Raw genomic sequence first — 19,899 nt, 5'->3', positions numbered from 1 at the left:
AGCACGTGGGCAAAATGGTCGGACTGGCAGGCGCGGGATCCATCGCATTCGCAACTGCGGCGCTGTTGCACAAGGCAGGCCATGATCCGATGCTGTGGTCGCCGTCGGGCAAAGGCACGTCAGAGCTTGCGGGGGGCGCAGCCCTGACCGCCGTGGGCGCGGTCGAGGTCAAGCTGGCGCCGCGCATTGCTGACAGCGCGGCAATGCTGGCGCGGGACAATGAAGTGCTGATCATCGCGCTGCCCGGTTACGGCCATAAGGCCGTACTGGACGCCTTGGCCCCGCATATCAAGCCGCACCATCAGGTGATTATGTCATCCCATGCCTCGCTTGGGGCTGTCTATCTGATGCAGCTTCTGTCCGCACGTGGCGTGATCGTTCCGATCACCGCTTGGGGCACCACGATTTGCACCGGGCGGCGGCAATCGGGCACCGAGGTAAAAGTGAACACCGTGCGCAGCCGGGTAGATCTGTGCACTGTGCCGGATATACGGTCCGAAGAAGCTTTGAGCCTGTGCCAAACCCTGTTCGGCGACCGGTTTCAACCGCGCGATGGCCTTCTTGCGATCTCGCTGTCCAACCTGAACCCGCAAAACCATATGGGTATTGCCTTGGGTAACATCACCCGGATGGAGCAGGGCGAAACGTGGTCGCAAGGTCAGAACGTGACGCCCAAAGTGGGCAAGCTGTTGGAAGAGCTGGATCGGGAGCGTCTGGAGATTGCACGGGCGTTAGGGCTGGATGTGAAGACGATTTTCGAACATTTTCACCTGTCTTTCCACGTGCCGGTCGCCTCGATTTCGGAAATGAACCAGCAGATGCACGCACAGGGAAATGGCGGCATTGGGCCTGCCACAGCGGACAGCCGGTATGTGACCGAAGATGTGCCCTATGGGCTGGTTCTGACAGCAGAGCTTGGCCGACTTACTGGCCACCCCGCGCCTCTGCACGAGGCTGGCATACGCATCTTCTCAGCCATGTATGGACGAGACTTCGGGGAAGAAAACGAAATTTTGAAAGCGCTGGACCTAGGTCGCTTCAGCCTTGATGATTTGAAGCGGGCCGCAAAGACCGGGCTGCTTCAGCACCCCGCGACCGCCTGACCTGTGACAAGATATTAACCAAGAAGAAGACCACTGAACCAACAAGGAGACTTAAGATGTCAAAATTGATTTATAACCGTCGCCGCTTTCTTGGCACCGCCGCTGCCACTGGCGCAGCGCTTGCTTCGCCCTTTTATTTGCGACGGGCCGCAGCCCAGTCGGGCGGCGAGGTTAATATCTGGACCTACAACGATTTCGTACCAGAAGCGTTCAAAGAACAGTTCGAATCCGAAACCGGCATCAAGGTCAATGTCCGCCTCGTGGATGATCAGGGCAAACAGTTTAATCTGCTGGCGGCCGAGCAACCAAACCCGACCGTGGACATCATGACCGTCGCTGGCCACCGGTTCCTGCAGTTCATCGACAGCGACCTTCTGGCGCCGCTTGATACAGGCCGTCTTAGCAATTGGGGCAACATTAACCCGACCTTCTCGGAAAGCGACTGGTCGACGATCAATGACAACAAATGGGGCGCGCCGATCCTGTCGGGGATGGAAGTTCTGTCTTACAACACCGAGCTGGTGAGCGAAGAAGAAGCGATGACCTGGGACACGCTGTTTAGCGAGAAATACAGCGGCCAGACTGCCTATATCATTCAGGACATGATGTCGATCGTGATGCTGATGAAGGGATATGACGGCAATATGGTTGAGTATATGGACGACCCCGAGAAGGCCGCCCAGATCGTCGAAGAAGCCAAGCAGTTCCTGATCGACAAGAAACCGCTGGTGCGGAAATACTATGATGGTGGCGCCGAGTTCCAGCAAATGATGGTCAATCAGGATATCGCGTTGGGCCATTCCTGGAACGGTCCGGCGGCAGCCTTGATCAATGATGGTTTCCCGCTCGCAATGACCATCCCACGCGAAGGGTCTTATGGCTTTGTTTACACCTACAACATCGCCAATAATGCACCGAATGTGGATAACGCCTATACCTTCCTTGATGCCATCCTTGCGTCGTCCGAGATCGGTGCGGCTATGACGAAGGCGTCAGGCTTCATCTCGACCTACAAGGATGCCTCGCAGCATCTGAGCGACCTTGAGAAAAAGTCGACATCGTTCCCGGAAGAGCAGCTGGCGAACCTGCAGTTCTTCCGCGCGGAAGCGAACGATATGAAGTATGGCCTTGTTGATCCCGCTGTCGAGGCGATCAAAGCCGCCTGATCTTTTGCTTCTGAGCCTTGTCCCTGTCCCGCCACCTGCGGGGCAGGGGCGCACTCACCCTTGAAAGAAATCCGCATGACCATTGACGCACAGCAAGACGAGCGCGCCATGATGAATGACAGCTCGGGCCGCACATTTTGGGGCCGCCTGATGGGATGGGGGCCGTATCATACGTTGATGCGTTTGGCGACCGCATCGCCCCGCCGCCAGTTCCTTATTCTTGCCGCCTTTCCGATCTTGTGGGTGCTGACACAGCATCTTGGTCCGATGTTGCAGATGTTTCGTGTTTCGCTGACGGATGCCTATCCGGTCGCGCCAGGGGTCGAGCAACATTTTACGTTGGATAATTACGCCCGCTTCTTTGGCGACAGCATTTTCTGGATGCCGTTCTTTCGAACATTGGCGTTTGCCGGGGTGTTTACTTTCTGCACTCTGATTATAACCTATCCGGTGGCTTATTTTCTTGCCCGTCATGTCAGCCGCAAAAACCAGATGCTGTTTCTGCTGCTTCTGTTGATCCCATTCTGGGTGGGCGAGATCGTGCGCACCTATGCGATCATGATCCTGTTGGGCAATACGGGGGCTGTCAATTTGGTCTTGAAGTGGCTGGGCCTAATCGACCGTCCCATTCCGTTTATGTACACGAGCTTTTCCATGGGGGTTGGTATCGTCTACCTGACGGCGCTTTACATGTTGCTTCCACTATATTCCGCGCTTGAGAAACTGCCGCAAAGCATGAACGAGGCTGCGGCCGATCTGGGCGCAGGCGCGTGGACCCGGTTTCGCCGCGTGTCTCTACCGCTGACCATCGAAGGCATCTCGTCGGGTTGCACGCTGGTGTTCCTGATCTCAACCGGGTTTTACGCGACGCCGGTTCTGCTGGGGGGGCCGTCGACCACGGTGTTTGCCGAAACCATCGCGGGTTTCTTCCACGTGGCGGGTGACGAATGGCCTACGGGCGCGGCCTTTGCCACGATCATGTTCATGGCGGCACTTATCATCACGGCGACGTTCCAGAAGTTGATGAACGCGCTGCGAAAAGGAGAGCGGAAATGAATGATCGCGAAGAAGTTTTCCGCGGCAACCGCATTTTCCTAAGCTGCATTTATTGGGCATTTGTCCTGTATGTCTTTGTGCCGTTGTTCCTGATGGTGATGATGGGCTTCAAGGATTCGAAGTTCATCGGCTTCCCGATCCGGTCCTGGACGCTGGATTGGTACACCGGTGTTTTTGCAGACGCTCAGGTATTATCGACCTTCGGGTACTCTCTGGCCATCGCGGTTATGTCGACACTGATCTCGGTCCTTGTCGGCACATGGATTGCCGTGCTGCTGGAGGGGCGGAAGTTCTTCGGTCGGGCAGCGGTGTTCGGGATGACGGTTTTGCCGGCGTTGGTGCCGGGCATCATCTCGGCCATCGCCTTTCGTATCTACGCGCGCTATCTCGGGATCGAACCCGGTATGGGCGCGATTGTTTGGGCCCACGCGGTACACAACGTTCCCTTCGTGGTGCTTGTGGTGATGGCACGACTGTCGACTCTGCCGAGAAGCCAGATTGAAGCCGCTCGCGACCTTGGCGCTGACCCGCTGGTCACGTTTGTTCGGATCACCTTGCCGTATCTGGTGCCCGCCGTTCTTGGCGCGTCGATTTTCTGCCTATTGCTGTCGTTCGACGATTTTGTGCGCTCGTTCTTTCTAGGCGGTTACGAACCGACGCTGCCGGTGCTGATCTTTGCAAAACTTCGTTCAGGCATGAGCCCGGAGATTAACGCCATTGCAACTGTTGCGCTGGTCCTGACGGCCGCGATCGGCATATGGGCCGAACGCTTCACCCGCCGCATGAACAAGGAAAGCTAATCCATGACCGATCAAACTCCACTCGTCCGAATTGAGGGCCTGTCCAAGCATTTCGGCAAGACCGTCGCGCTGGAGAACCTGACCTTGGACATAGCACAGGGCGAGTTTGTGACCTTCCTTGGTCCGTCGGGCTGCGGCAAGTCCACAACGCTGCGCATCCTTGGCGGGTTCGAACGTCCGACCACCGGCCGTGTGATCCTCGACGGTGAAGATGTGACGAACCAGCCGCCCGAAAAGCGGCACGTGAATATGGTGTTTCAGGATTATGCCCTGTTCCCGCACATGACTGTGGCGCAGAACATCTCGTTCGGGTTGGAGCTGAAGGGCATGGGCAAGACAGAGATCAAGCGCCGCTCGGACGAGATCATGTCGTTTCTTGAGCTTGATACCTACGGCGATCGGTATCCGGTGCAATTGTCCGGTGGACAGCGGCAGCGTGTTGCGTTGGCCCGTGCGCTGGCGCCCGACCCAGCACTTTTGCTGTTGGACGAACCGCTAGGGGCGTTGGACGCCAAACTGCGCGGACAGGTCCAGCAAGAGCTGAAGTCAATCCAGCGTCGCACTCACAAGACATTCTTCTTCGTCACCCACGACCAGGAAGAAGCGCTGACCATGTCTGACCGGATCGTCGTGATGAACCAAGGCCGGGTGGAACAGGATGGCACACCGGAAGAATTGTATTTCCACCCCACCAGCCGTTTCGTGGCCGAATTCATTGGGGAAACCAACTTGCTCTCGGGTCGGATGCGAGGCACAGAAGGCGGCAAAGTGGTGATGGATTGGGAAGGGACGACCCTCAGGGGCACAGCACCCGACACCTTGCCCGGCGAGGGGCAACAGATCACCGCCTCGGTGCGTTTGGAAAAGCTGGACTTCCATGCAGAGCGTCCGAAATCCGGCAACGCGGTGCAGGGACGTGTGGTTGGCAGAACCTTTCTAGGGTCACGCATGGCGATGGAAATCGCGGTGGGTGAGGCCGGCGACGCGCTTTTGAAAGCCTATGTGGATGCAGAAACCGGCCAATCGGTCGGCAGCGATCCGGTTTGGATCGGCTGGGAAGCAGAAAACATGGCCGTGCTGAACGACTGACTGGGTCAAGGGGAGCGGACTGTTGATCACTTCACGTTGCCGCGGTTCAATGGTCAACTTATTGCAGCGCGGCGAGTTTGTCCTTGACCGTTGCCGAAGTCGGCGGCGGATCTTGAGACGGGGAGCCTTTTCGAGGTTCAGGCTCCATTGCGGCCTGTTTGGTGGCGGCTCGTTCAGAGGTGCAAAGCCTGTCGATCCGAAGCACATCAGGCCTGCTGAACACTGCGTGTATGACCTCTGCCAGATGTCGACCTGCGTGTGATGAATGAAGAGCGGCGCCCGATAGGGCGCCGCTTTCATTCTCGGATGGGTGTTGGTTCAGAACACCATCTGCACGCCAACTTGCAAGCCGTGGCTTTCATAATTGTCACTGAACGAGCCGGAATATCCACCGTGAAGGATGGTCTGGGACCCGTTTGAGCGCGCCAGCTCGGTCGAGATGCCGACGCTCACGTCCACCCAGCTGTCATCAAACCCGTCGACGGGGATTGGGTTGCCAGACAAGCCAACGAAACCGTTTTCGACAATATAATCACCGCCAGAGGCCTTGGTGAAAGCGACACTGCCTGTCAGCTTCGTGTTGCCACGCTTGCTGGGCAGATCATATGCGCCCCGCATCCCGACTGAGGCCAGAAACACATCGCTGGACTGATCGCCCACGGTCAGGTTCCATGGTCCAGCCCCTGTTTCGTCGAAGGCATCCACATTGAGCCCATAATACTCAAGCGCCATGGTCGGGCCAAAGGAAAGTGCTCCTTTTTCGATCATGTAATCCCCGCGAACAGCTGCAAAGAATTGTGATCCGTCGGTGCTTCCGGTGGCCGTTTGCCCCATCACGTTACGTGTCGAGTCGTACGACAGACCTTGGTAGCCGATGATGCCTTGCAGATTGCCAGACTTACCGAAGGTGGTGCGCCCGAATGCAGCGACCGACAGGCCAGTGGCCTCGACTGAACCACGATCGTTGAAGGCATCGGCAGTACCCTTGGACCACCCCAGCATCACTCCAACCGAGCTGTCGTTGTTCACAGTTTTCTCAGCGCCGACGCTGACATTGGCAAAATCGAGGTCGTAGCCAATGTTGTTCAGAGAAGTCGCATATTGCGTGCGCGTCCCTGAGATCGACATGATTGCATTCAGGTCACTGCCCATCTGCCACTTACTGGGGGCCCCACGAGAGCTTACAGTCTCACCAGCGCCGGAGGCCGGGCCAGACGAACTGTTGAAGGCACTAACCTGGCTGCGCGAGAATTCGAACCCAAGGCTCGAAAAGGCGGGCATGAAGCTAAAGCCGATCCGTTCCAGCTGCTCAGCGCGCTGGACGGCGTCCATCGCAAGCAGGCTATTGATCGCAGCGCCATAGGTCGCGGCATTCCCGAGATCTAGATAAGGAACGTTTGCAGCGCCATCCAAGTGTCCGGCGACGGTAAATTGATAAGGCGTATTGGCCTGTTGCACGATCGGGGCGAATGTTGGCAGCAAGCGCAACGTCACCTGATTGCCTGCAACATCACCAAGATCGATGATGAAGTTGAGGTTCAAGTTGCGGAGATCCTCGATCACATCGACCGAGAAAATACTATCCGCTTCCATCTTTGCCAGAATGGCAGGGGGGATTTCGCCGCCACTTGTATAACCAAGTTGCGCAACGGTTACGCCAAGGCTTTTGGCAAGCTCGGCCACCCTTTCGTCCTGCGACAGAACACCGGGATCCGGTGTATCCGTACCCAATGTGCCATAAAGCCACTTTCCTTGACCGGTATGGTACCACGCAATCAAGACAGCCTCGTCTGATTCAAGCGGTGTGCCAGCGGCATCCCAGAAATACCCATCGGGCACCATGCTGTTGTCCAGAAGTGCATCGCCAAAGTACAGGCTGTGGGTCGCGTTGGTCAGGTTGCTGACCGCAAGGGTTGGGTTTGTCAGCACAGCGGTCATGATCGCCTTGGTGTCGTCAAAGAAACCGGTGCCAGCACCTTCGTTGCCGCCATTTCCGAACAAGCCATCCGGCAGGTTGAATTTCGAATTGAAGTCGGGGTCAAACAGGGCCGCAATCGTTGGATCGCTTGGATCCATCGGAACAAAGTCCGCACCACTGCCCGTTCCCAATTGGATATCCATCCCCGTTATGCGTGCACCGGTAAGATTGGAGGTTTTGCCGTACAGGAAATACTCGGTGATACCGTTGCTCGGCCGGGTTTGCAAAAGCATGTCCATGCCGTTTTGTCCGGTCAGTCTGGTTTTGATGCGCTTGCCCGATCCGCGCTCTGACGTACAGATGACGTCTGGATTGCTCGCCATCAGACAGTTTTCCATGTTTTTCGGGCTGTCTGTATTCGGATAGTCAGCGTTCACCGCGCCGGTTATGGCCTGCAAGCCCGGCTCTACCACACCTTCTTCTGCATCGACATACACGTACCCATCACCGATGACTTGTTGTAGTGCGATGTCCTCAAACGTCCCTGCGTTCAGCGGTCCGTTCAGCATCACCAAAAGTGCAGTCGGCGCGACTGTCGCGTATCTGGTTAAATTTTTGCGCATTTTTGCCTCTTCAAAAAAAATTATTCCCCTCACCCTGAAAACAAAAACAACTGACACATACGCAGGGTGTCGTGGCCAGCATATTCACATGCGAATAATATGATTTGATATCGGTCAATCGGGGTGAACCGAAACGGGAATTCGTTGAAAAAGGAAAATTTGTTGCCATTTTCACACAATTTGAGCGTGTATTCTTTCACGCTTTCACAATGACACGCTTTGCTGGGGCCACTTACCTGACCTTTATGTGACCCAGCCCCCAAATCTTGGGGGCTAGGCAGGTCGCTTGGAGCCGCGCGTTCATTGCACAACCTCAGCGGGCTTTGGCCAGGTTAACTGCGGCCTTTAGCTTTTCCGGTTCGCTTGCCCTGACCCACTCGCTTGGCCTGACCCTTGGGCATGCCATTTCGGGTGTCAGAGGCTTTCTCAGCGCCCGTTCCCAGAGCCTTCCTTTGCGATAACTTGCGCTTGTCAGCTTGGCCGCCGGTTGCTGCCGCCGTCTGACAGCCACCGCTGCTACATTTTTCAAATGTGGGCAGATGATTGCGTTCAGATGCGTTTTTAAGCGAGGTGAAAACGCGGGTCACATCGTTGTAGCCTGCGACGGCTGGTAAAAGTGTCTGCTCGTAAAGCGCGATATTGGCGATCTCAGCGGCAACGCCGTCTTCATAAGCCTGATCCAAAGTCACTGGCATAGATGCCAAGGGAAGCGTGCCGTCCAGATAGCCGTTTTCAGGGACTTCGACGCCATATTTTGTTAGCAGGTCGATCAGCCGATCTGCGTGCGTTTCCTCGGCAGCCAAAATGTTGGTGAAAGGCGTATTGGCCCCGTATTTGTCGACCAAGGCGCTATAGAAGGCCTGTGCGTGGTATTCGTCGTTCAGAGCCTCCATGACCGCGGCCTCGGCTTCCGCGGTCAACGTTGCGGTTCCCGCTTCAAGAGGGGCCACCAGACATGCAGTGAAAATGGCTGCACTCAATACACCTGCTTTAAACATTTCGTTTGTTCTCCTTGTGTTTTGCGCGTCACTCAAGAAAACATAAAAGGAAACGAATGTGTGCATATTATGAACGCCAACTGCGACACGCAGACGCAGCGCCGAACCCAACGGCAAGGGCTAGCGCCACACAGAGCGTTACAAAAATAGAACAGAGCGCGCAGATAACTGCTGTCGTTGATCCACCTCAGTTTCCGCCGCAATAGTGCGTGCCAATTTCCCCACATGCAGCATAACCCCCGATGGGAAACCGTCGGCGGTTTGGTTTTGCTGTGCAAAAACCGGATGGGGGGACCTATGAAAGTGAAAGAATATCTGAAGATCGAAAACGCGACGGACCTTAGTCGCTCGGAGGTCGGGCGGTTGGGCACGGCGATCCTGTTTATCGTCGGCGTGATGATCTACACGGGCTCGCGGTTTGCACATGTGGACCAATTATACCTTCTGATCGCAGCCGCTGTGATCGGCGCTTACATGGCGATGAACATCGGCGCGAATGACGTCGCCAACAATGTAGGCCCGGCGGTTGGTTCATTTGCACTCACGTTAACCGGCGCGATCGTTATCGCTGCCTTTTTCGAAGCGGCCGGTGCGATCATTGCGGGTGGGGATGTGGTTTCCACCGTGAAGAAAGGCATCATTGATCCGGCCAATGTGGCGGATCCGAATGTCTTTATCTGGGTGATGATGGGGGCGTTGATTGGCGCAGCCTTATGGCTGAACGCGGCCACGTGGTTTGGCGCGCCAGTATCGACGACGCATTCGATCGTCGGCGGGGTCATGGGCGCAGGGATCGCTGCGGCTGGCTGGGATGTCGTCAACTGGGATGCGATGGGGAAGATCGCGCTGAGTTGGGTAATCTCACCGCTGACCGGGGGCATCATTGCCGCGCTGTTCTTGTATCTTTTGAAAAAGACAATCTTTTTCAAAACTGAACCCGTGGAAGCCGCGCGCAAGGTCGTGCCGTTTATGATCGGGGTGATGGCGTGGGCGTTTACCACCTATATCGCGCTAAAGGGCATCAAATCTTTGATCAAGATTGATTTTGTCAACGCGCTCTTGATCGGCCTTGTCGTCGGTTTGGTTGCGATTGTTCTGGTTCGTCCGATGATCAACAAAGCCGCGCCAAAACTTGAAAATAATAGGGACGGCGTGAACAAGCTGTTTACCATCCCGCTGATCATTTCGGCGGCGCTGCTCAGTTTCGCGCATGGTGCCAATGATGTGGCCAATGCGGTCGGTCCGCTGGCTGGCGTGGTCGACGCGCTGACCCATACGCAAGGGGGGTCATCCAAGGTTGCGATCCCGATTTGGGTCATGGTGATCGGTGCTTTGGGTATTTCTGTCGGGCTAGCCCTGTTTGGGCCGAAACTGATCCGCACTGTCGGGTCCGAGATCACCGAACTGGATCGCTCGCGGGCGTTCTGCATCGCGCTGGCGGCGGCCATCACCGTCATCATCGCAAGCCAATTGGGCATGCCGATCAGTTCGACCCACGTCGCATTGGGCGCTGTCTTTGGTGTCGGGTTCCTGCGAGAGTTCCTTGAAACCCGTTTGGGCAAGGTGGTCGAGGATGTGCTTAACAAGCACGAAGGCGAAAAGGACTTCGGCGTGGCTGAGCAAGTGTTGATGTCGTTCCAGAACGCGCCACCTGAAGACAAACAGCGTATGTTGGACCAGTTGAAGAAGATGGGCCCGGAGGCGGTTATTGACGCGGCCGAGCGCAAGATGCTTCAAAAGGCATTGAAACGCCAATTGGTGCATCGTTCCTCGCTTCTGAAGATCGTGTCGGCATGGATCATCACCGTTCCGGTGTCCGCCCTTTTGGCTGCGATGTTCTATTTCGTGCTGCGCGGCATGATGCTGCCATAGGAGTTTACCGGTTTGTTGATGAAGAAATTTTTACTTCCGGTCATCCTGCTGGTCCTGAGCTTTGGGTTCTGGGCCAGCAGCGATTTTCAGGAAATTGCCGCGGGAGTTGCCATTTTTCTCTTTGGCATGTTGATGCTCGAAGATGGCTTTAAGCTGTTCAGCGGTGGTTTTCTTGAAGTCGCATTGGAAAAAGCAACCGGTTCGGTCGCCAAATCCATGGGGTTTGGCATCCTGTCGACGACGATCATGCAATCCAGTTCGCTGGTGTCGGTGATCACCATTTCTTTCCTGTCTGCCGGGCTGATCTCGCTTATCGCAGGCGTAGGGATCATTTTTGGGGCCAATATCGGCACGACCACCGGCGCATGGCTGGTGGCGGGGTTTGGTCTCAAGGTGAAAATCTCGGCCTATGCCTTGCCAATGCTGGCGATAGCCATCGTGCTCGTGTTCCAGAAAAACAAGTATCTGCGCGGTGCGGGTTTTGTGCTTGCTGGTCTGGGGTTCTTGTTCCTTGGCATCCACCACATGAAAGAGGGCTTTGAATCCTTCAAGGACCAGTTCGATCTCACCCGTTTTGCTTTGACAGGGCTTTTGGGTCTGGTGGTCTATACGTTGATCGGCGGTGCGGCGACGGTGGTCATGCAGTCCAGTCACGCCACGATGACCCTGATCATCACCGCGCTTGCGGCGGGACAAATATCTTATGAGAACGCCCTGGCGCTGGCCATTGGGGCCAATATCGGCACGACGATCACCGCAATCATTGGCTCGTTCACGGCCAACTATCAGGGCAAGCGGTTGGCACTGGCGCATCTGATCTTCAACGTCGTGACCGCCGGGGTGGCCTTGGTGTTTATTGGGCCAATCCGGATGTCCGTCGACTTCATCTCGGCGGGGATCGGCATTCCGGACAATGATTTCACCCTGAAACTCGCGGTGTTCCACACAGTGTTCAACACGCTGGGCGTGGTGATTATGTTGCCCTTGCTTAAGCGCCTGATCGCCTTTTTGGAACGGGCGATCAAGCAGCCCGAAGAAGATCTCAGCAAGCCGAAATATCTGTCGCAAGCCGTGGATGAATTTCCGCAAACCATTGAGTTTGCGATGCGCCAAGAGGTCAAACACCTGTATGACAACGCGGTAGAAGTGATCGTGCACGGGTTGAACCTTCACCGGCATGAAATCTTTGATACGAAGGACATCGCCGCGACGGTTCGGGCCAGTCGCAGGCCGTTCGAGTTCGACATTGACGAACGATACGAAGCGCGGATCAAGACGCTTTATTCGGCGATTGTCGAGTTTGCCACGCGCATTGGTTCAACGGATGTGCCCGAGAATGTCATGGACGATATTTATTCGCTGCGCGATGTGGCGGGTCGGATTGTCAGGGCGGTGAAGGCCGTCAAGCACCTCAGGCGCAATGCGACCCGATACACCGAGCGGCCGCAGGGGGCCATTACGGAACTTTATAATCAGCTTCGGATCGAGATCGTTCGCATCCTTGTCGAAATCAGGCAGCTTGATCTGGCAGATCCCGAGGACCGGTCGAGCCTTTGGCTGGATCAGGAACGGGTTCAGGTGGAAAGCGATGCGCATGAAACCAACAACCGCATCGAAGCCATGATCCGAAACCGTAAACTTGATGCCTCGGTGGCGACATCATTTCTGAATGATTCCAACTACGCCTACGAAGCAATGCGGGACCTGCTTGGTGCGGCGCGCACCTATTACATCGAAGCCGAGGACGCCATGGCCGAGGTGGAGCGAATTTTGGCGCTTGATGACGAAGAGCTTGCCTCGATTGTCATGGGGGCCATAGGCGAGAAACAAGGGGACGAAGCGCGATGACCCACAGAAGTTGTCATATTGCCATTACATTAGGGCAGTATTATCCGCCCCGAAACAGGAGTGTGTGCCATGGGACTTGAAAGCGCGATCGAGAAACTCGACAAGTATTATGGTCGGCTCGAAAAGGGCAAAGCTCAGAAGATTAAACCCGCGCATGTGGAGAAAGTTCTTCGTAAGCTCGAAGCTAAGGCGCAGCTGCTGGAAACGGAGCTTGAAGAAACCACAAAAGAAACCAAACGGGAGCGGCTGGAGCGCAAGCTAGAGCTGGTCGAAGAACAGCGAAAACGCGCCCGTTGGCTGGAAGAAAAAATTCGCGACATGTAACTCAGCAGGTTTGAAAAGGGGCCATTGCTTGGACCGGGTGGCGTCGGCGTCTAGGGCGCCCGACTGTCAGCTTATTCGGTAAGGCGCAAGACTGGCCGCAAACATCTCCATAAACTCTAGCGAGAGCATGGAGGGTTGCTTCAGCGTGGGGCGGACCAAGGAAAGCCGGTGTGGAATGGTGGGGGCGAATGGCCGGTGGTCAAGGCCATGGCCAACATATTTCGCGGCGTCCAGTGCGCTGACGACTGAAGCGCCGATGCCGCTGCAGACCATTTCACATGCGGCGGTGAATTGACGCGATTCCACCAATGAATTTATACCGGTATTCTCTTTTTGAAACGCTTCATTCAGATCGCGGAAAAAGGAGCTGTCGCGGCGGGTGTGGATAAGGTTTTCGTCGGCCAGGTCACGTGGGCGGATGACCTCAAGCGATGCCAGGTGATGACCGGTTGGAAAGACGCAGACAGTCCGAATGTCGATATGTTCGCTTTCGACGGCAGGGTGGCCTTCGAACCCGTCAGTGATTCCGAAATCGTACTGTTCGCCCACCATCCATTCCAGAATTCGCTCGGGCCGGTCGGGTTCCAGCGTGATGCTGACGCCCGGCCGGTCGCGCAGGAAGGCCGCGACCACGCCGGGCAGGTGGCTGGTCGCGAAGCCCGGAAGGCAGGCAATTCTAAGATGTCCCGCCTTCTTGTCGGTGATGTTCTGGCTGGCCTCGGAAATCTGATGCATCATGTCCAAGACCCGCCGGATGTCTGGCAGCAGGAAGCGAATTTCCTGTGTCGGCACCAACCGTCCGTCGCGCCGGTTGAACAGGTTGAACCCCAGCACGTCGCGCAGGTCGGACAAAAGGCGACTCACGGCGGGTTGGCTGATGCCCAATTCTTGTGCACCCCGTGTCATGGAACCGTGATGGGTAACGGCCATAAGCGCCTCTAGCTGGCGCAACCGCAACGGGTGTGTCATGCAAAGTCCCCTTGTTTGTCACGTTATCCCTAACAGCATAATATGATGTTATAAAACCGTTACAGTAAATACTCTTGCATTATGTCAGGTGGGATGTAACCTTTTTGCAAGACACGCAATTGGGCCAATCAGCCCGCGTTGTTGACTTGGGAAACGCACCGCTGCTGGTGCAAGGAGGATAATGTGAAAAAGCTCGTGCTTGGCGCAATTGCTGCCGCAACAACCGCGATGTCTCCGATTGGGGCCTATGCGCAAACCGAAATCCAATTCTGGCACGCTTTTACCGGCCGTCTGGGCGAGCTTGTGGCCGCACAGGTTGACCAGTTCAACGGCAGCCAAAGCGACTATACCGTGGTGGCCAGCTACAAAGGTAATTATTCCGAAACGCTGAACGCCGGGATTGCGGCGTTCCGCGCGAATGAGCAGCCGCATGTCTTGATGGTGTTTGAAGTCGGAACGGCGACCATGATGGCGGCAGGCGGGGCGATCAAACCTGTCTATGAAGTGATGGCCGAAAGCGGTGCCGAGTTTGATCCCGACGCCTATATCGGGTCGGTGAAAGGGTATTACACCACCACCGACGGCCAGATGCTGTCACTGCCGTTCAACTCCTCTACGCCCGTTCTGTGGGTCAACCGTGATGCGATGACCGCAGCGGGCGTCGACCCGGACACCGACCTGTCGACATGGCAGAATGTGGATGCTGTGCTGGAACAACTGAAGGCCGGCGGCGAAGAATGCCCGCTGGTCACCGCTTGGCAAAGCTGGATCCATCTGGAGAACATGTCGGCCTATCATGACGTGCCGTTTGCCACGAAAGACAACGGGTTTGCGGGTCTGGACACTGAGCTTGCGCTGAACGGCGAAGCGCAGGTGGCGCACCTGAGTAAGATGGGCGAATGGGCTAAGGACGGCAAATTCATCTATACCGGCCGCCGCAACGAAGGCGGTGCAAACTTCCGTGCTGGCGACTGTGCGTTGTTTACCGAAAGCTCGGCAGGATATGCGGGTATCAAGGACGAAGCGCAGTTTGCTTTTGACGTGCGTCCGCTGCCGTATTGGGACGGCGTGGGCAACGCCCCGCAAAACACCATCATCGGTGGTGCGTCTCTGTGGGTGTTGCAGGGTCACGAGGCCGAGGAATATAAGGGCGTAGGCGAATTCCTGGCCTTCCTGTCCTCGACCCCGGTTCAGGCGCAATGGCATCAGGACACTGGATACTTGCCGATCACCATCGCGGCAGGCGAGGCGACCAAGGAAGCCGGGTTCTATGACGAAAACCCAGGCACTGACGTGGCGGTAATCCAGATGACAGCCAAGGCGCCCACTGCCAACTCAAAGGGCTTGCGTCTGGGGTCGTTTGACCAGATCCGCGGCATCATCGACGAAGAGCTGGAAGGCATCTGGTCGGGTGACAAAACCGCACAAGAAGCCATGGACAGCGCGAAAGAGCGTGGCGACGCGCTGCTGCGCCGGTTCGAGCAAGCCAACATGTAAAGACCAACCAGAAGGCGGGCTGTCATGGCCCGCCTTTTTTCGTTCCGGGGGAAGTGATGGAAAAACGCGTGACCTTCCGTGGCTGGTTGTTGCCTTTGTGCCTGATCGCGCCACAAGTCATTATTTCTGCAGTCTTTTTCTTCTATCCTGCCGGGCAGGCGGTCTGGCAATCGCTGTTCATTCCCGACCCGTTTGGTCTGTCCAAGCAGTTCGTCGGGCTGGGCAACTTCGAATACCTTCTGTCTGATAAATTCTATCGCGCGTCCTTTGTGACGACTGGGGTCTTCTCGCTTTTGGTCACACTGGCCTCGATGATCCCGGCGCTGTTTTTGGCCGTGCTGGCGGACCGTCTGATCAAAGGTTCGGGGGCTTATCGCACGCTTTTGATCTGGCCTTATGCCGTGGCGCCCGCCGTCGCAGGCGTGCTGTGGCTTTTCATGTTCAACACCCGTGTCGGCGTTGTGTCGTGGTATCTTGGCCAGCTCGGTTATGACTGGAACCACGTGTTGAACGGCGGCGAGGCGATGGGGCTGGTCGTGGTCGCCTCCGCTTGGGGGCGGATCAGTTACAATTTCCTGTTTTTCTTCGCCGCCCTGCAAGCCGTGCCCCGGTCGGTGATCGAGGCGGCTGCGATTGACGGCGCACGCTTCTGGCGGCGGTTCTTCACCATCGTGCTGCCGCTCTTGTCGCCCACCACCTTCTTTTTGCTGGTGGTCAACGTGGTCTATTCGTTCTTTGAAACCTTTGGTGTGATCCACACCATAACCTCGGGCGGGCCGCAGCAATCGACGACCATCCTGGTCTATAAAGTGTTCTCTGACGGCTTCGTGGGGCAGGATCTGGGCTCGAGCTCGGCGCAATCGGTGATCTTGTTGATCGTGGTCGGGTTGCTGACCGTGCTTCAGTTTAAATTCGTTGAGAAAAGGGTGCATTACTGATGGCCCGCGAAATACATGGCATGGTGGAAAAACGCGGCGCTGGCCTGTGGCTGACCCATGTTTTGATGATCCTTGGCGTGTTGGTGATCTTCTTCCCGATCTGGCTCGCTTTTGTCGCGTCCACTGTCACCCAACCCGAAATTGTACGCCCGCCAATGCCGCTTTGGCCCGGCGATCAGTTCTTTGAAAACTACAAGGCTGCGCTGTTTTCGGGCGTCAATGTCCCTGTGGCGACAATGCTGTTCAATTCGCTGGTGATGGCCATCGGGATTGCAGTGGGCAAGATCGTCATCTCGCTTCTGTCCGCTTTCGCTATCGTCTATTTCCGATTTCCGGGCCGTAACATGTTCTTCTGGCTGATCTTCCTGACGTTGATGCTGCCGGTCGAGGTGCGGATCGTGCCGACCTATGAGGTTGTGGCAGGGTTCGGGATGCTGAACAGCTATTCCGGGCTGATTTTCCCGCTCATTGCTTCGGCCACTGCGACTTTCCTGTTTCGTCAGTTTTTCCTGACCATCCCCGATGAACTGGCCGAGGCCGCGCGCGTCGACGGCGCCCGCCCGATGCGGTTTTTCTGGGACATCGTGGTCCCCATGAGCCGCACGAATGTCGCCGCCCTGTTTGTGATCCTGTTCATCTATGGCTGGAACCAATACCTCTGGCCGCTTCTGATCACCACAGACCCGGAAATGAACACCATTGTGATGGGCATCAAGCAGATGTTCCCATCTGGCGACGACGTGGCAGATTGGCCGGTCATCATGGCGACCTCGATCCTTGCGATGATCCCGCCGGTGATCGTCGTGGTGTCGATGCAGAAGCTCTTTATCCGTGGCTTAGTAGACAGCGAGAAATAACTCATGGCGACTGTAACGCTGAAAGACATCAAGAAAAGTTTTGGCCCAACGGATGTGATCCACGGGATCAGCGCGGAAATCGCTGATGGCGAGTTCATTGTGATTGTCGGCCCGTCTGGCTGCGGGAAGTCCACACTGTTGCGTATGGTCGCTGGGTTGGAGACCGTCACCTCGGGTGAGGTTCTGATCGGCGGCGAACGTGCCAACGACAAAGAGCCGATGGACCGCGACATTGCGATGGTGTTCCAGAATTACGCGCTTTATCCGCATATGTCTGTGGCGCAGAACATGGGCTATGGGCTGAAGATTGCAGGTCTTCCGAAGGACGAGATTGCCCGAAAAGTGCACGAGGCAGCCGAGCTTTTGCAGCTGGAAGCATTGTTGGATCGCAGGCCCAAGCAGCTGTCTGGTGGGCAACGTCAGCGGGTTGCCATGGGCCGCGCCATTGTGCGCGAACCGGCGGTGTTCTTGTTTGACGAGCCGCTGTCCAACCTCGATGCGAAGCTGCGTGTTCAGATGCGGTTGGAAATCAAAGAGTTACAATCCAAACTCGGCATCACCGCGCTTTACGTGACCCATGATCAGGTCGAAGCGATGACCATGGCGGACCGGATGATTGTGATGAACGGGGGCGTGGCCGAACAGATTGGCACCCCGCTTGAGGTCTATGAAACGCCGCGCACGCTATTTGCCGCGCAGTTCATCGGCAGTCCCGCGATGAATATACTGGATGCTGACGTGGCGGGCGGCATGGTGCGGATCGATGGCGGGGATATCACAACGTCCAACCATCAGGATGGACCTGTCAAACTGGGCATTCGCCCGGAACATGTCACCCCGGATGACAACGGTCCACTGACCCTGAAGGTTCACTTGTCCGAACCGCTGGGTGCCAATACTTTGCTGCACGGCAGGCTCGAGGGTTCGAACGCAGATTTCACGGCCAGTTTGCCCGGCGTGCATGTGTCGCAAAACAAAGGTCACGAGTTGCGCCTGTCCGTTCAGCCCGGACACGCGCATTTGTTTGACCCAAACACGCAGCTTAGGATCGATAGTTAGGGGTCAGGCGGGCGTTTCAACCGGCCAGATGTCCTGATAGCTGACCGCAAGGCGGGTCAGATCATCTGCGGTGATATCCGACGTTTGCCAGGCTTTCACAGCAACCCCCAGCAGCCGTGGCATTAGCATCGGCCAAAGCTGTTCATCTTTTGTTGTGAACTCGGACCAGAATGTGCCCTGCACACCGATGATCCTGTCCGCCAGTGCCGGGTCCGGCACCGGGTTCCAGTTGATCGTGTCAGCCAGCGAGATGAAGGCGGCCCAGCTGGCCCCCCAATCGTCGGGATCGGCGCTATGGGCCATGTCCAGATAGACATGCTGTGCGGGCGACATCACCACGTCATAGCCCGCGCGGGCGGCCTGCAGACCGGGTCCCTGTCCGGTCCAACTGAACAGAATGGCGTTGTGGCCGATGCCGCCGTTTGACCCTTGCGCGGCTTCTTCCCACGCTGCCGGGCGCTGGCCGTTCTGCACGACGGTTTGCGCCAGCTTTGCAATGGTCCAGCCTTGCAGGTCTTGTGTTGTCTCCAACCCTTCCTCTGCCATCAGCGCGCGCGCTTTGGGGGATCCCATCCATGTGTCCTCTGGCAACTCATCGCATCCCAGATGCAGATGGCCAAACGGGAAAAGGTCGCCGACTTCGCGGGCCACGGCCTCCAGCACGTCCCAGGTCTTAGACATGGCAGGGTTCAGGCTGTTGCCCCGATACCCTTGGACCGAGACCTCAGGTCCATTGTCGGCCGGATCCCGTGTTTCGGGAAACACTTGCGTGATGGCGATGGCATGGGCCGGGGCCTCGATTTCGGGCAGAACCTCGATATTCAGGGCGGCAGCATGTGCAATGATCGCCCGCGCCGTATCCTTGGAGTAGCTGCCGCCAGCCTCAATCGCGCCGGAGAACAGGGCAGGCAGAAGATGCCCTTCACCGCAGAACTCGGTCTTGCGCCACAGCTCGGGATAGCTGTCGATTTGCAGCCGGAACGCCTCGTCATCGGCAAAATGCCAATGAAAGCGGTTCAATTTCAACAGCGCCATCAGGTCCAGAAGGTCCAGAATGGTCTGCGGTTGGTAAAAGTGGCGTGCTGTGTCCAGATGCTGCCCGCGCCAGCTAAACCGGGGCGCGTCGATCAGGACACCGCAAGGCAAAGGCCCGGCTTGCATTAGGGTCAGCAGGGTGATGCCAGCGTAAAACCGTCCCCCATAATCGCCCACTGTGATCTGAATGCCGGTCGGTGTGATTTCCAGCCGATAGGCATCCGCTTGCATGTCAGCGGACGTGATCGTAACCGGGAATGACCCGCCGAAGGACCACCCCCGCCGTTTCGCCAGGTCGGCGACTGCACCTAACGCATCGTCGCTGCATTGTACGCCGCTCACGTTGACAGTGCCGCCGCTCGGCGTCCATGCAACAGGCTGCGGCACCAGCGGCAACCCGTCAAAGGGGCCAAGGTCGGGCAGGGCGGGCGGAATGCAGCCCTTGGGTTGGTATGGCAAGGCAAACACATCGTCCCGTGTCCGCAGGTAAGGTCCCTGCGGCAACCACGCCCGGTTCGCCGCTTTGTGGCCATGGGTGTATTCTACGACCACCTCGTGCGGTTGTCCGGCGATGAGGTCTGGCAGCGCAACTTCGGTGAAGCTTCCCATACCGCCGAGCCGCGTGCCGCCCAAAGTGGCCGTCATCGGAGCCATGCCTGAAAAGCAAAAGACCGGGGCCGACAGGTCCCGATCCGAAGTGATGGAGCACATCATTTTTGCACCATCCAGCCGACAGCTATAGTCCAT

Annotated in this window: 16 protein-coding genes; 12 read left to right on the top strand and 4 right to left on the bottom strand. The window is 56.8% G+C overall.

The genetic code is table 11. The features are described 5' to 3' along the window. Positions 1–14: 14 nt before the first annotated feature. The 5 genes from K3556_RS09630 to K3556_RS09610 all read left to right on the top strand — a co-directional run bounded on the left by K3556_RS09630 (position 15) and on the right by K3556_RS09610 (position 5,214). Entirely contained in the window at positions 15–1,103 is a 1,089-nt protein-coding gene (locus K3556_RS09630) for an NAD/NADP octopine/nopaline dehydrogenase family protein (RefSeq protein WP_260519217.1), read from the top strand. 56 nt (positions 1,104–1,159) lie between these two features. Beyond that, entirely contained in the window at positions 1,160–2,269 is a 1,110-nt protein-coding gene (locus tag K3556_RS09625) for a PotD/PotF family extracellular solute-binding protein (protein WP_260516583.1), read from the top strand. 75 nt (positions 2,270–2,344) lie between these two features. After that, a complete protein-coding gene (locus K3556_RS09620) occupies positions 2,345–3,325 on the top strand; it encodes an ABC transporter permease (protein ID WP_260516582.1) in 981 nt (326 codons plus the stop codon). Continuing rightward, on the top strand, positions 3,322–4,125 hold the full coding sequence (locus K3556_RS09615; RefSeq protein ID WP_260516581.1) for an ABC transporter permease: 804 nt from the start codon (positions 3,322–3,324) through the stop codon (positions 4,123–4,125). The genes K3556_RS09620 and K3556_RS09615 overlap by 4 nt, the downstream gene beginning before the upstream one ends. Positions 4,126–4,128: 3 nt before the next feature. After that, positions 4,129–5,214 (top strand): ABC transporter ATP-binding protein, encoded by a 1,086-nt coding sequence (locus K3556_RS09610; protein ID WP_260516580.1) that lies wholly within the window; start codon positions 4,129–4,131, stop codon positions 5,212–5,214. Positions 5,215–5,532: 318 nt separating this feature from the next. Here K3556_RS09610 and K3556_RS09605 read toward each other — a convergent pair whose 3' ends face one another. Together K3556_RS09605 and K3556_RS09600 are read right to left on the bottom strand one after the other, a co-directional pair. Next, positions 5,533–7,755 carry a choice-of-anchor F family protein gene (locus tag K3556_RS09605; RefSeq protein WP_260516579.1) on the bottom strand — a complete coding sequence of 741 codons (2,223 nt, stop codon included), beginning with the start codon at positions 7,753–7,755 and terminating at the stop codon, positions 5,533–5,535. A gap of 332 nt (positions 7,756–8,087) precedes the next feature. Beyond that, positions 8,088–8,753 carry a ferritin-like domain-containing protein gene (locus tag K3556_RS09600; protein WP_260516578.1) on the bottom strand — a complete coding sequence of 222 codons (666 nt, stop codon included), beginning with the start codon at positions 8,751–8,753 and terminating at the stop codon, positions 8,088–8,090. A 297-nt stretch (positions 8,754–9,050) separates the two neighbouring features. On the opposite strand from K3556_RS09600, the gene K3556_RS09595 reads away from it, so the two are divergent. The 3 genes from K3556_RS09595 (at position 9,051) to K3556_RS09585 (ending at position 12,797) form a co-directional block, all read left to right on the top strand. Further along, on the top strand, positions 9,051–10,625 hold the full coding sequence (locus tag K3556_RS09595; protein ID WP_260516577.1) for an inorganic phosphate transporter: 1,575 nt from the start codon (positions 9,051–9,053) through the stop codon (positions 10,623–10,625). 18 nt (positions 10,626–10,643) lie between these two features. Then, positions 10,644–12,473, top strand: a complete 1,830-nt coding sequence (locus K3556_RS09590; protein ID WP_260516576.1) for a Na/Pi cotransporter family protein — start codon at positions 10,644–10,646, stop codon at positions 12,471–12,473. A gap of 69 nt (positions 12,474–12,542) precedes the next feature. Beyond that, complete coding sequence (locus K3556_RS09585; RefSeq protein WP_260516575.1) at positions 12,543–12,797, top strand: hypothetical protein; 255 nt, start codon at positions 12,543–12,545, stop codon at positions 12,795–12,797. Positions 12,798–12,863: 66 nt separating this feature from the next. Here K3556_RS09585 and K3556_RS09580 read toward each other — a convergent pair whose 3' ends face one another. Continuing rightward, entirely contained in the window at positions 12,864–13,766 is a 903-nt protein-coding gene (locus tag K3556_RS09580) for a LysR substrate-binding domain-containing protein (protein WP_260516574.1), read from the bottom strand. Positions 13,767–13,949: 183 nt separating this feature from the next. Between K3556_RS09580 and ugpB the strand changes: the two genes are divergently transcribed. The 4 genes from ugpB to ugpC are packed head-to-tail and all read left to right on the top strand — an operon-like array spanning position 13,950 to position 18,117. Continuing rightward, positions 13,950–15,263, top strand: a complete 1,314-nt coding sequence (ugpB, locus tag K3556_RS09575) for a sn-glycerol-3-phosphate ABC transporter substrate-binding protein UgpB (RefSeq protein ID WP_260516573.1) — start codon at positions 13,950–13,952, stop codon at positions 15,261–15,263. A gap of 56 nt (positions 15,264–15,319) precedes the next feature. Next, on the top strand, positions 15,320–16,201 hold the full coding sequence (ugpA, locus tag K3556_RS09570) for a sn-glycerol-3-phosphate ABC transporter permease UgpA (protein ID WP_260516572.1): 882 nt from the start codon (positions 15,320–15,322) through the stop codon (positions 16,199–16,201). Positions 16,202–16,221: 20 nt separating this feature from the next. Beyond that, positions 16,222–17,058, top strand: coding sequence for a sn-glycerol-3-phosphate ABC transporter permease UgpE (gene ugpE, locus K3556_RS09565; protein ID WP_260519216.1), 837 nt, complete (start codon positions 16,222–16,224; stop codon positions 17,056–17,058). Positions 17,059–17,061: 3 nt separating this feature from the next. Further along, positions 17,062–18,117: a sn-glycerol-3-phosphate ABC transporter ATP-binding protein UgpC gene (gene ugpC / locus K3556_RS09560; protein ID WP_260516571.1), complete on the top strand. Its 1,056-nt coding sequence runs from the start codon at positions 17,062–17,064 to the stop codon at positions 18,115–18,117. Positions 18,118–18,120: 3 nt separating this feature from the next. Here ugpC and K3556_RS09555 read toward each other — a convergent pair whose 3' ends face one another. Then, positions 18,121–19,899: a beta-N-acetylhexosaminidase gene (locus tag K3556_RS09555; protein ID WP_260516570.1), complete on the bottom strand. Its 1,779-nt coding sequence runs from the start codon at positions 19,897–19,899 to the stop codon at positions 18,121–18,123.

It is taken from the genome of Aliiroseovarius sp. M344 (assembly GCF_025140835.1).
In the GTDB taxonomy this organism is placed as follows: domain Bacteria; phylum Pseudomonadota; class Alphaproteobacteria; order Rhodobacterales; family Rhodobacteraceae; genus Aliiroseovarius.
The sequence above is the reverse complement of the archived record's forward strand: the minus strand, read 5'-3'. Positions and strand labels throughout refer to the sequence as shown.